General features: G+C 70.1%; 8 protein-coding genes. 2 read left to right on the plus strand and 6 right to left on the minus strand.

All coding sequences use genetic code 11. From position 1 onward, the window contains the following. Window positions 1-40 precede the first annotated feature (40 nt). From ACFXMV_RS15980 to ACFXMV_RS16005, 6 genes are all read right to left on the minus strand, one after another. Entirely contained in the window at window positions 41-1,498 is a 1,458-nt protein-coding gene (locus tag ACFXMV_RS15980) for a plasmid pRiA4b ORF-3 family protein (RefSeq protein WP_378503045.1), read from the minus strand. 470 nt (window positions 1,499-1,968) lie between these two features. After that, window positions 1,969-2,337, minus strand: coding sequence for a hypothetical protein (locus ACFXMV_RS15985; protein ID WP_378500524.1), 369 nt, complete (start codon window positions 2,335-2,337; stop codon window positions 1,969-1,971). Then, window positions 2,325-7,478, minus strand: coding sequence for a putative T7SS-secreted protein (locus ACFXMV_RS15990; RefSeq protein ID WP_378503044.1), 5,154 nt, complete (start codon window positions 7,476-7,478; stop codon window positions 2,325-2,327). The genes ACFXMV_RS15985 and ACFXMV_RS15990 overlap by 13 nt, the downstream gene beginning before the upstream one ends. Next, window positions 7,462-8,100: a hypothetical protein gene (locus ACFXMV_RS15995; RefSeq protein ID WP_378498336.1), complete on the minus strand. Its 639-nt coding sequence runs from the start codon at window positions 8,098-8,100 to the stop codon at window positions 7,462-7,464. Before ACFXMV_RS15995 ends, ACFXMV_RS15990 begins: the two co-directional genes overlap by 17 nt. Further along, entirely contained in the window at window positions 8,097-8,468 is a 372-nt protein-coding gene (locus ACFXMV_RS16000; RefSeq protein ID WP_378498335.1) for an SseB family protein, read from the minus strand. Before ACFXMV_RS16000 ends, ACFXMV_RS15995 begins: the two co-directional genes overlap by 4 nt. Window positions 8,469-8,555: 87 nt before the next feature. Then, complete coding sequence (locus ACFXMV_RS16005) at window positions 8,556-9,749, minus strand: PucR family transcriptional regulator (protein WP_378498334.1); 1,194 nt, start codon at window positions 9,747-9,749, stop codon at window positions 8,556-8,558. A 178-nt stretch (window positions 9,750-9,927) separates the two neighbouring features. Between ACFXMV_RS16005 and ACFXMV_RS16010 the strand changes: the two genes are divergently transcribed. Further along, window positions 9,928-11,646, plus strand: a complete 1,719-nt coding sequence (locus ACFXMV_RS16010; RefSeq protein ID WP_378498333.1) for an aldehyde dehydrogenase family protein — start codon at window positions 9,928-9,930, stop codon at window positions 11,644-11,646. Between the two features lie 71 nt (window positions 11,647-11,717). Beyond that, complete coding sequence (locus ACFXMV_RS16015; protein WP_378498332.1) at window positions 11,718-13,310, plus strand: GMC family oxidoreductase; 1,593 nt, start codon at window positions 11,718-11,720, stop codon at window positions 13,308-13,310. Window positions 13,311-13,317: the final 7 nt, after the last annotated feature.

Consider the following 13,317-nt stretch of genomic DNA (forward strand, 5'->3'; position numbering starts at 1 on the left):
CGTTCACGGTGATCAACCTGCGCGACCGGCGCGCCGCCGACTACATCGACAGCGCCATCCGCGCGAGCACGCGGGCCCATTCGGGATCCGTGGGCACATTCGCCCGCCCGAAGGTGTCGCCCAGCGCCCCGATCGTCCTGAGGAACCGGCGGGTGGCATCGGCCGCCCAACCCGCGTCCGACGCGCTCAGCGGGCTGCCGTCGCCGTTGCGCCAGCCCAGGACGCTCAACGCCTCGACCATCACCGCGTCGCGCTCGTTGCTCGACGCGCCGGCCGCGACGGTGAGCAGCAGGATTCGTCCGGCCTCCTGCTCGACGCGCTCCTTGCCGAGGGGCAGCGTCGTCACCACATGGCACCACAGGTCGTCGCGCCGCAACTGCGACACGCCCAGCTTGGTCAGGATCAGCCTGCCCTTGAGCTTTCGGGTCAACCCGAACGCCCGCCCGGCCTCGCGCAGGGACTGGATCTGCGGGTTGTCGACCTCGCGGGTACTTTTCCCGATCCAGCTCACGCCCCAGTCGAGCTCGTTGCGCGCCGCCTCGACGTCTGCGGGCGGCAGATACCCGGACCCGGTCAGCGTGATGCCGTCGGGACCGATCCGGTGCAGCAGCCATCGCAGGTGCGCGAGGGCACTCGCCTGCGTCTGCTCGAAATCCGAGCCAACACCACCCTGGAGTTCGGCCCGCGGAATCAGCGAATACAGCTGCGGTGCAGCCCGATACGGAATCCGGGTCAGCAACTCGGCCAGCTGCGAATCGAGCACCGGTGGATATCGCCGAAGCTCATCGCGCATGCCCAGTGCCGCGTTCACCGCGTCGAGGTCGAAGGTCTCCGGGGCGAGTTCTGGTCCGGCCCAGGCCCGCAGGTCCTCGTGCTCCGGGTGCGCGGGATCGGCGAGCACCTCCAGAAGGTGTTCGTAGCCGTGTGCTCCTCCGCAATCCTCGGGAGGGCAGGCGCGCTCGCCGGCGAGGCAGGCCACCGGCGCCATGTCCTCGGCGACCGCCTCGAGCCGGATGGTGTGCACCCAGCCGTCGCCGAAGTCGTACTCGTACAGCAGGGTGTCCCCGAGTTCCCGCAGCACCTGGTCCAGTCGCACGTCCTCCTCGCAGGCGTCGTCGTCCTCGTCCGCGAAGCTGTCCTCAATGCTCGACCGCATCGCGAAGACCTCACGGCGGGAAGGTCGCTGCGGGTCCACGCGTGCCCACTGGTGCAGGTGACAGTCGCCCCAGCCCATCGCCGCCTGCAGCAACGGATGCAGTTCGTCGAGCCTCAGGTTCGACGGGACAACGATGCGCCGCCAGATGGCGGGGGCGATGCCGTCGAGCTCGATTCGCACCTGGTAGCTCACCGCATCCCGCCGACGCTGGGCACGATCCGAACGTCCCGGCGCTTGGACTGCCACGTCATCGTCGGTCTCGTCGATGAACGCGCGCAGCGCCTCGGGCGCGGTGGGCACCACCCGTAGGTGCGAGGGTCTACGCATGCCGGGGCCTCCCATGCCGCAAGGGTAGGGCACGGGCCGCTCCGCCAGGGACGAGTGGGAGGATCGGCCGTCTTCGACCCGCGGGTGCCTTCGCGGAATCCCGGGGTGCGAAGACGGCGATCATTTGGCGATCGCGAACCCGTCGAGTTCCGGTGCCGGGTCGCTGCTGACCTGTTCGAGAATCACCGCGTGCGCCCACTGCCATGACGTGGCCACCGCTCGACGTACCTTTGAGTGAAGAGTCCGAGCATGAACATGCATGCGACCTTCTCGCAGTCGAAACTCACTTCGTCCCACCGTGCACCACGTTCCGAGAAGTACACGACCCACTGGTCGCCGTCGCGAACCAGGCAGTGCCTGTCATCGGCATCGTGCCCGATTGCGTAGTCCCGCTCGCCGAAACCAAGATCATCGAGGTAGACCCGCAGGAGCTGCACCGACATCCGCACGTTTGATTCCCTATCTCGCGCGCCAACCTGCAGCGGCTAGCTAGCTAGCCAATCGGTAGCCACCAGCGTGAGTTCGCCTGACCTATAGCCCTTTCGCACCAATGTCGACCTCTCGAAGACGAGTTCATCAAAATCTCGGACGGTAATCCGCTCTTCAACGCGACCTCTCTCCTGAGGAGTCAGCGAGGTCGATACATTCCGCGGATTGACGATCGTGATCTTGTGATCCCAACTGAATCCGAGCGAGAGAACTCCAAACTTCTCCTGCACGTCGATCAGTTCATACGACTCGTCATACGGTTTCCCGAGCCACCCCGAGGGCAGGATTATCCCAATATCGTGATACCGCGACGAGAAATCTGCAACATCGCGCGCGACCCGCTCCGCACTACCTAGTTCAGCCACGATGGATCCACCTTGTTGATAATGATCTGACTCCCGCCACCGCTGAGGATTCCACCGCCGGCTAGTTTCTGTTCGGCTGCGAATCCCGCATAGATGTCCGTGCCCCGTGGCACCGTGATTGACGCTACATTCTCAGCTGTGTTCCCCCAGTCCGGGTTCAGCGCGCTGTCCAGTTGCGATTGGAGTGGCCCGCGTGGTTCATCCATTGTCCAGAAGCGCCCGAGTGGGCTACCTCCATCCGGAAAAACCCGATAGAGGGTAACCGGATCGGTCGTTGTGACGTGCGCATAGGTCCCGCTTCGGAAGGTCTCGGCCAGTTCAGTCGACAGCGGTCCTGGGTTCATCGGACCATGGTTGGCGATTACGTTTCCGAGGTCGCAGGCCCTCGGCACCAACCCCAACGGATCGATCCACCCCGTCGGATTATGCGGGTACGCACTCGGATTCGCTGCCGGCGCCAACCCGAGCGGATCCTGCGTGACATACCGCGCGGTCGACGGGTCGTAGTACCGGTGCAGGTTGTAGTGCAGCCCGGTCTCGTCGTCGTGGTACTGACCCGGGAACCGCAGCGGCGTCGAAACGCCATCCCAGCTCGTCCGACCCCACAGGTCCGCGGCGGCCAACCCGAGCACCTCGGCCGAGTCCGGGTCGATCAGCTCCACGGGGGTGCCGACGAGGTCGGTGACGATCGCGTAGAACTCGGCGTCGACGTCGCCCTGGCTCGATGTCTGTGTCAGCGGGGTGAAGCTGCCGGGCGCATAGGTCCACCGGGTGACCGCGTCGCCGTGCGTCTGCTCGACGAGTTGCGTTCCGTCCCAGGCATACCGGGTCAGCTCCTCGACAACGCCCTCGCCGTCGATCCGTGCCTTCGTCGTCCTGCGACCCAGCGCGTCGTACGTGTACCGCCACCGCTGACCGTCCGGGGTGGTGACGCCGACCAGCTGGTCGAAGGCGTTGTACCGGTAATGCCAGGTGTCCGCGGTCCGCGAGATCCGGGTGGTGGTCTTGCGGACCAGCCGGCCGGCCTCGTCGTAGTGGTACCGGGTGCGCCCGTCCCGGATCAGCAGGTTGCCGCGGTACTCGCGGCGGTCCGCACCCGACGCCGCCTCGACGACGTTGCCGAGCCGGTCGTAGCCGTAGCTCTCGACCGCGAGATCGTTCCGGGTGACGGTGGTGATCCGGCCGACGCCGTCGAGGGCGTAGCCGCGGCGCATCACCCGGTCCGCATCGGTGGCGTCGCCACGGACGGTGGTGTGGTTCGTCAGGTACCCGTCGGGCCGGTACTCGTAGGCATCCTCACGCAGCACCGTGGGCCCCGACGCCGAGCCCGAACCGAGGCCCAGGTTGAGCAGCGGCGCGGGGCGCGCCGTAACGGACTGACCGGCGAGTTGCCCACGGGCGGTGTGGCTGCGGTCGATCGCGAGCTCCCCGACCTTCCATCCCGTGACCGCGCCGAGCGGGTCGTGGGTGAAGTCCATTTGACGGCCATCGGCGGCGAGCGAGGCCAGCTGCCCCGCCGGATCCCATCGCCAGCCGGTGTCGCCGCCGCCGGGCGAGAACCGGCGGGTGCGTCGGCCCGCGAGGTCGTGCTCGAACCACATCTCCTGGTCGCCGTCGACGATCTGACTGCGCAGCTGTCCTGTCACCGCGTAGGCGAAGTCGACCGTATGCACCGGAGATTCGCCCTCGCCGGAGACGGCGGAGGTCACGCGCCCGGCCGGATCGTGGCCGAAGCGCAGGAACTCGCCGGACTCGGCGCGGATGTCCGTGAGCCGGCCGAGCACGTCGTAGCTGTGCCGGCGGGTGATCCCGGTCGCCGCCGTCACCGTTGCGACGCGGCCCATCGCGTCGTGGGTGTACCCGGTTGTCGCACCGGTGAAGTCGGTCTCCGACGCCAGCCGGCCCGCGCGGTCGTAGCGGTAGGTCCAGGTGTCGCCGAGCGGGTTGGTGACGGCGGTCAACCTACGCTCGGTGTCCCAGGTGTAGCGGGTGACCGAGCCGTCGGGGTCGGTGCGCGCGGACAGCAGGTCGAAGTCGCCGTACGCGTAGCCAGTGGTCGATCCGACCGGATCGGTGTGCGAGAGCAGGTTTCCCTCGCCGTCGTACTCCCACGACTCGCTCGCCCCGTCGGGATGCATCCGCCCCAACATCCGGCCGTCCGCCGACCATCGGTACCGGGTGGTCGCGCCGGTCGGGTCGGTAACGGCCGTCGGCCGCCCGAATCCGTCCCGATCGATGCGGGTGACCGCGCCCTTCGGGTCGGTGACCGCGGCGGGCAACCCGGCGTCGGCGCAGTCGACGAGCGTGGTGGCGCCGGTCGGTCCGGTGACCCGCGCGAGCGACCCGTCGGGGTGGTAGCCGTACGTGGTGCGAGCCCCGGCCGCGTCGACGGTGGCGGTGAGGTTCCCGTCGCGGTCCCACTCCCGCGCGGACGTGCTGCCGTCCGGGTTGCGTACGGCGGCCGGTCGTTTCGGCGCGGCGTAGTCGATGGCGACGACCCGGCCGTCCGGCCTGGTGATCCGCGCGACGTCCCCGTCCGGCGTGTACCGGTACGCGGTGACGGCGCCGTCCGGGGTGCGCACCCGGAGCGGTTCCCGGCGGGAGTTGTAGTCGGTGTGGGTGTGTCCGCCCGCGGGGTCGACCAGGTCGCGCAATCGCAGGTCCTCGTCGAAGCCGTGGGTCGTGGTGGCCCCGGTCGAATCCGTCACGACGGTCACCCGGCCGGCACCGTCCGGGGTGTCGGTGTAGTCGAACCGCGAGTCGAGGATCCCCGCGGTGCCATGCTGCACGACGACGCGGTCCTCGTCGTCGTAGGTGTTGGACATCCGATTGCCGTTGCTGTCCGTCCACGTCACCAACCGCCCCTCGGCGTCGTAGCCGTAGCGGGTGGTGCCGCCGTCGCCCTTCGTGACCGCGACGAGATGCCCTGCCTCGTAGTCGAATCGGCGGACCACGGTGGCCGTGTCGCCGTCGACGACGGACAGCGCGGTGACCCGACCGCCGCCGGTCTCGAGCAGCACGCGGTAACCGCCGGAGTGCACGATCTCGGTCGGCGCACCGTCGGGCCCGTACCGGAACAGGATGCGGTTGTGCTGACGGTCGGTGATCGCGCTGATCGCGAAGTTGCCCAGCGCGGAATCCAGCCCACCGAGTTCGGATCTCGGGGCGAAGTGCCATGTGAGGTCTCGGTCGGGATTGTGCACCCGGTAGCCGCCGGTCTCGGTCCGGGTCAGCGGCCACCGCTGCCCCGACGCGGGCAGCACCTCGGCGCCGACCTCGGGGTGCTCGTAGGTGAGCATCAGCCCGTTCTCGGCGAGCAGGGTCACCCCGGATTCCTCGACCACCACCCGCATGTCGATGGTGGCCGACCAGCTCGGCCCGAACCAGCGGCCGAACCGGAAGTTGGACCGGTGCCGGCGCCCGAACACCAGCGGCAGCACGCCGGGCAGGGTGAGATCGGTTTCGGGGAGCAGGAACTCGCCGGTCGCGACGTCGACGGGGTCTCGGTCCTCGCAGTTCTGGTCGCTGGTGCGGTCGCTGTCCACGCCCGCGTCGTCGGCCGCCTGGTTGACGCCGTTGTCGGCCTCCGCCAGGTCGTGCGGGGTCGCGTTCGGCCGCTCACCGCCGTCGGGGCCATCGTTCGCGGTGGGCGCGTCGACCGGCGCACCACCGTCCCCGTCGGGGAGGCTCGGGGGCGCCTGATCGCCCGCGTCCGGTGTGTGGTCGACCTTCGGGGAATCGGGTTCTCCGCGATCCGTCGGCGGCTCGTCAGTCGGCGACCCGTCCCTTTCCAGCGAACGCTCCACGGGCTGCGACTGCGCCTCCCCGCGATCCGTCGGCCCATCCTCGACCCCGGCCGGACGGGTCTCGGCCTCGGGAGTCGGCCCGTCCAGGCGAGGCGTTTCGGCAACCGGGGCAGGCGATTCCATCCGCGGGGCGTCGGAAGTCGGAAGGTTCCGGCCCCCGTCCGCGACCGTGTCGGCGAGCCGCCCCGGCCCGGCGAAGTCGCCCGCGGCGTCGACCATCCGCTCGACCGATCGAGCCGCCGCGACACCGCCGCCCGCCCCGGCGGTCGCCGCCGTCAGGATCGCGTCGCCGGTGAGGCTGCCGGCGAACTCGAACGGATTGTCCAGGGCGTTGTCGACCATCGCGGACACCACGGCGCCGGGGTCGGCGGCCGCAACGAACAAGCCGGTCGCCAGGTCCGACATCGCCGCGCCGTACTCGGCGGGATGCGTCAGGTTGTACTGGTCCGCCGGGTTGACCTGGCGCACGAACTGCACAATGCCGCTCAGTCCCGTCAGCAGGCCCGCGCCGAAGTTCGTCTTCGCGACCTCCAGCGCGTCGGTGGCGTCCGCGACGTTCGCGACCATGCGCTCGGTGAACGGCGGCGCGGTTGGTGCGGCCGTGGTGGCCTGCTCCAGCGCGCCTGCGACCTGGCCGGCCACGCCGTCGCGCTCGATCCGGGCACTGCGCAGGATCTCTCGGGCCGCGTCCTTCATCGCGCTCCAGCTGTCGACCAGCTGGGTGCCCACCTGCGCGTCGGCGCTGAGCGCGGCATAGGCGGTCTTGCACGCCAGCTCCTCCCGCTCGGCCTGCTTCCACATCTCGACGGCCTGCGCCGCCCGGGCCTGCGCCGCCTCGACGGTGTAGCTCCACGAGGTGAGGCTCCGGCCTGCCGCGCTCATCGCGTCGGCGGCCTCGTGCCACAGCCCCGGCTGCTTGTCGAAGACGGCGTTGAATCCGTCTGCGGCCGTGCCGGTCCAGCCGGCGGCGTCGATCGTGCGCAGCGCGTCGCCGGTGGAGGCGATGCTGCTGGAGAGCTCGCCCAGGGTGGTGGTGGCCTCGGCGATGGCGGCGGGTTCGCCGCGGATCAGTTCCTTCGGCTGCTCGGTCTGGCCCAATTCGAGCTCGTCGACGGCGCCGCCGGTCAGGCTCGCGACCTGATCGCCGAGGTCGGTCAGCGCGTCGGCGACGCCGTCGGCGCCGAGACCGCGGGCCACGCGGGACGCCGCGTCGAGCCCGGAATCGGCTGCCTGCCCGAGGCTTTCGATGCCCGACTCGACCGCGTCCTCGACGAACTCGCCCGCACTGTCGATCGCCCCCGTGGCGTCGTCCCAGGTGTCACTGAGCCAGCTCATCGGCTCCCCCTCCCCCGGCAGTCATCTCGGCGGCGAGCTCGGCGGCCCCGGTGTTCCAACCGCGATCCGCGTCCACCCCGACGGCGTCGGCGAGCTGCGGCGACACGTTCGCGAATGCCTGCGGCGCAACCGCCTCGATCACCTCGTTGTTGGTCTGGATCGTCTGCGCCGCCTCCGCGAACGACTCCGCGCTGTAATCCGGGTTGAGGACGTGATTGACGGCGTTGTCCGCGAGGGTGTCCTCCCAGCTGCGGTCCGCGATCTCCTCGCCGCTCAGGTGCGGGTTGCCGACCGCGTGGGTCCACATGGTCTTGAAGGTGTCCGAGACCTTCTGCTCCATCTCGTGGTAGAGGCCCGCGTTCAGGTCGAGGACCCGGGCGATCTCGTTCGCGGACTGCACCAGGGATCGGACGCCCCAGGACCAGCGCTCGGCGAACTCCTCGAGCCCGGTCTGCACCTCCTGCTTGCCCGCCTCCATCGGCGAGAGCGCCAGCAGCGAGAAGCCCCGCCCGACCGCGGCCGTCTCGCCGATCCCGAGCCCCTCGAGCGATCCGGTGATCGCGGTGATGCCCTGCGCGGCCTGAACCAGTACCTGCGGGTCGACCCCGAGTTCGTCGCTCACGACCGGGCCTCGGCGGGCGGGAACGCCATCGGCGACGGGCCTGCGATGTCGACGGCGATTCCCGTCGGATTCGCCAGGCCGGGGATCAGGTCGTCGACGATCCGACCACCGAGCAGGGCGCGAAAGCCTCGGTGCTCGGAGTCCCCGCGGGCGGCGAGGTACCGCGCGTACTCGTCCTCGCTGGTGAACGCGCAGATCCAGTCCAGCCCGCCGAAGCTACTGGTGAGCAGCCTGTCGTCGCCCGTCACGGGCATCAGCAGCACCGACGACCGTAACGCGTCGGTCAGCGCCCTGGGTTGACCGAACCCCTGGTAGAACGCCTCGATCTCGGCCAGCAGCGCACCGCAGCCGCCGTCCACCGCCCCCATGACATCCCCCCGGATTGGCTCTCCCGGACGCCGCGCACGGCGTCACCCGGCCAGAATAGCCGTCTCGGCGCTGTCGCCGCGCGACGCTCACTCCCGCCCGACCCCGAGCAGCCGATGCGCGCACAGCCCGACGTACAGCTCGGCGGCGTGCACCGGGTCGGAGAAGTCCCGCCCGGTCAGCTCCTGGATCCGGCGCAGGCGGTACAGCACGGTGTTGCGGTGGTAGTGCAGCCGCGCGGCCGCCGCGGTGGTCGAGCCGCGCGCGGCGAACCAGGCCTCCAGCGTCGACAACAGGCTTTCCCGGTCATCGGCGGGCAGGGCCAGCACCGGCCCGAGGACCTGGCGGGCGGTGAGCTGCCCGGCGTCCGGTTGCCGGATCACCAGCAGCGGCACCGGAACCGAGTCGTAGCGCGTCGCATCGACCGCGCCGTCGAGCGCGCAGCGACGGGCCTGCCGTGCCTGCTCCACCGCCTCGCCGATGCCACCGGGTCGGCCGAAGCCCCGGCTCACCCCGACGCGTCCGACGCCGATCCCGCCCAGCGCGACCAGGCCCGCCTCCAAAGCCGGTGCGGCCGTTGCCCACAGCAGCCCGACACGACCGTCGACCTCGGTGTCCCACACCGATTCGACGCCGACACAACGCAGCTCGGATCGCAATGAATCCGCCGACGGACAGGACTCCGATTCCTCGACGGACGCCACCAGGAAGGCTCCCCGCTCGGGGATCCGGAACGCGCGCACCGCGTCGGCTGCGCCCGCCGGGTTGAGCGCCTGGTTCGCGAACAGGGTCCGGATCAGCCGCCGCCTCGCCTCGGCGTCCTCCCTGGCACGGGTGTCGGCCGCCTCCCGGTAGGCGTCGGCCGCGGCGTCCGAGTAGACGTCGACCAGCGCCCAGACCTGCGCCGCCATGTCCAGCAGCCACTGGCTGGCGCGACCGTCCGAACGCGCCATCAGCTCCTCCCAGATCAACCGTCCGCCGAGCCGGAAGGCGTGCAGCAACGCGGCCAACGGCACACCCTGATCGGCCTTCATCCGGCCGGCCGCGCGGGCCGACTCGAGGCGGACCGGCGCCGTGCCGTCGAGATTCGCGAGCATCGACGTCAGGTTGTCCCGGCACGCGGTCCGCAGCTGCTCCGGCGTCAGCAGGGAGGCGTCGGCGTAGTCCTGCTCGGCGGACACGATGCGAGCGACGAGTTCCTCAGTGAGTTCGTCCACCGAGGCGCGCATGTCGTGCAGCAGATCGACGGACGACGGCGGCGCGAGTTCGGGGCTGACGACCATCGGACCAGGATAGCCGCCCGGCAGTGACCCACGCCACAGCCTTTTGTGCGACCGCACAAAAGGCCCGCGAACTTCGACGCCCCTTGCCTATGGCGCATGGCACCCCGATGCGACGAGGATCACAGTAGAAGATCCGACGGGTCCGGCCCGCCGGACTCGAACCGAACGGAGTCACCCGGTGTCCGATCACGATCCCGCCAGCACCCATCCGGCCATCGATGAGGCCCTCGCCGACCTCGTCGAGGGCGAGAAGACCTGGGCGGGCCTGCCCCTGGGCGAACGCCGACGACTGCTCGAGCGGGTCAGCGAGCTGACCGTGCAACACGCAGCCGAATGGGTGGCCGCGGCGGTCGCGATCAAGCGCCTCGACCCCGACTCGCCCCTGGTCGGCGAGGAGTGGATGTCCGGGCCATACGCGATGGCGATGTCCACGACCGCACTGTCCGCCAGCCTCGCGAAGCTCGAGTCGGGCACGAGCCCGCTGGCCGACGCCACCTTCGGCACCGCCCCCGGCGGGCGCACCACGGTGCGGGCGCTGCCGATGAACGTCTTCGACAAGCTGCTGCTGAGCGGGTTCAGCGCGGACGTGTGGCTGGAGCCGGGCATCGATCGTGCGACGGCACAGCGCGAGGCCGGCCTCGCGCAGCTCGACCCGACCCGGACCCAGGGCATCGGGGTGGTCCTCGGCGCGGGCAACATCACCTCCATCGCCCCGCTCGACACGCTGTACGAACTGTTCGCGCACAACCGCGTCGTCGCGCTCAAGCTCAACCCGATCATGGACCTGATGCTGCCGGTGTTCACGAAGGTGCTCGAGCCGTTCATCGGGGCGGGTGTGGTCCGGCTGCTGACCGGCGGCGCCGACGTCGGCACGTACCTGACCCGGCATCGGCTGGTCGACCACGTGCACATGACGGGCAGCGCACTCACCCACGACGCGATCGTCTTCGGCACCGGCGAGGAGGGCGCGCGCCGCAAGGCCGCAGGCGAGCCGGTCCTCGACAAGGGGATGACCAGCGAGCTGGGTGGGGTGTCGCCGACCATCGTGCTGCCCGGCAAGTGGAGCCGTGCCGACATCGAATTCCAGGCCGAACACGTCGCGACCCAACGCCTGCACAACGGCGGCTACAACTGCATCGCGTCGCAGGTGGTGGTGCTGTCCTCACAGTGGGAGCAGCGGGACGAGTTCGTCGCCGCGTTGCGTGCCGCCGTCGACCGCGCCCCCGCCCGCCCGGCCTACTACCCGGGCAGCGACGATCGGGTCGCGTCGGCCGCGCAGTCCTACCCGAAGTCCGAGCGGCTGGGCGACCGCGGCGGCCGGGTCCTGGTGTCGGGCCTGCGGCCGGACGAGTTCGCCCCGCTCCTGCAGACCGAGTACTTCGGGCCGGTGCTGGGCGTGATCGAACTGCCGCACGACGGAAAGGATTTCGCCGCCCGCGCCGCCGAGGTGGTCAACGACCAGTTCGTCGGGACGCTCGGGGTCAACATCATCGCCGAGCCCGGCACCATCGACGCGATGGGAGATCGTTTCGACGCGCTGCTCGAGTCGCTGCGGTACGGGACGATCGCGGTCAACGCCTGGACCGGGGTCGGGTTCCTCACCGCCGCGGCGACCTGGGGCGCGTTCCCCGGCCACACCCTCAGTGATGTGCAGAGCGGCATCGGCGTCGTCCACAACGCGCTGCTGATCGACCGGCCGGAGCGCACCGTGGTGCGCGGCCCGTTCCGGCCGTCCCCGCGCTCACTGCTGCACGGCGAGAGGTCGATCTCGCCGAAGCCGCCGTGGTTCGTCACCAACAAGACCGCGGCGGGCACCGGGCGCCTGCTGACCGCGTTCGCGGGCAACCCGTCGTGGACCCGACTGCCGGCGATCTTCGCCTCTGCGCTGCGCGGGTGAAGCCTGCATACTGAGCACCGCGCACGTCAATGGCCGTTCTTTCTAACACTTTTCGATGCGGAGACGAACGAATGAATCAGGAACCGTCGGCAGCCGACTACGTCATCGTTGGCGCGGGATCGTCCGGCGCCGCGCTGGCCGGCCGGCTCAGCAACGACCCGCGCAACGAGGTCGTCCTGCTCGAGGCCGGGCCGCAGGACAAGGACAAGTTCGTCCACATTCCCGCGGCCTTCTCCAAGCTGTTCCGCGGTGAGATGGACTGGGACTACCTGACCGAGCCGCAGCCCGGCCTGGGGGGCCGCAGCATCTACTGGCCCCGCGGGAAGATGCTCGGCGGATCGTCGTCGATGAACGCCATGATGTGGGTGCGCGGCTTCGCCGCCGACTACGACGAGTGGGCCGAACTCGCGGACGACTCCTGGTCCTTCGGCAAGGTGGTGGAATACTTCCGCAGGTTCGAGAACGTCGAGGGCGCCACCGCGGCCGACGACGCCGGCACCGCCGGCCCGATCTCGGTGAGCAACCAGCGCAGCCCCCGCCCCCTCACCGGGGCCTTCCTCGAGGCGGCGCGCCAGACCGGATTTCCGCTGGAACGCGCGAACACCGCTGCACCCGAGGGCTTCTCGCAGACGATGGTCACGCAGAAGCGCGGCGCCCGGTGGAGCACGGCCGACGCCTACCTCGCACCTGCTCGCAAGCGACCCAACCTGACGGTGCTCACCGAGGCCGCCGCGACGCGGGTGCTGTTCGAGGGATCGGCCGCGGTCGGGGTCGAGTACGTCCACGGCGGCGTGCGCCGGACCGTGCGGGCCCGCAAGGAGGTGATCCTCTCGGGCGGCGCGATCAACACCCCGCAGCTGCTGATGCTGTCCGGGATCGGCGACGAGCAGCACCTGCGCGGGCACGGGATCTCCGTGCAGCACCACCTCCCGGAGGTGGGCCGCAACCTGACCGATCACCTGGTGTCGATGCTCGGCTATAGCGTCGAATCGGATTCGCTCTTCGCCGCCGAGAAGATCCCCGAGCTCGTCAACTACCTGGTGCGTCGCCGCGGCATGCTCACCTCGAACGTCGCCGAGGCGTACGGGTTCACCCGCAGCCGTGCGGAACTCGCACTGCCGGACCTGGAACTGATCTTCGGCCCAGCCCCGTTCTTCGACGAGGGCCTCGTGCCAGCCACCGAGCACGCCGCGGTGATCGGGACGATCCTGCTCAAGCCCGAGAGCCGCGGGGAGATCACGCTGCGGTCCGCGGACCACGCGGACAAGCCGATCATCGATCCCCGCTACCTCAGCGACAGCGGCGTCGACCGCCGCGCGATGCTCGAGGGCCTGCGGGTGTGCGATGCGCTCGCCTCGGCCCCGGCGCTGAAGTCTCGGCTCGGCGCGATGATTCGGCCCTCGATGCCCGCCAGGACGCCCCTGGAGGAGGTGCTGGCGGCCGCGCTCGAGCGGACCTCGCACACCCTGTATCACCCCACCGGAACCTGCCGGATGGGCAAGGACGCGGCGAGCGTCGTCGACCCCGAGCTGCGGGTGCGCGGGGTGGATCGACTGCGGGTCGCGGACGCGTCGATCATGCCGACCATCATCCGCGGCCACACCCACGCGCCGTCCGTGCTGATCGGTGAGAAGGCGGCCGACCTGATCCAGCGGTCGAATTAGACCCGGG

The organism is Rhodococcus sp. NPDC059179 (assembly GCF_042754885.1).
In the GTDB taxonomy this organism is placed as follows: Bacteria; Actinomycetota; Actinomycetes; order Mycobacteriales; family Mycobacteriaceae; genus Rhodococcus_G.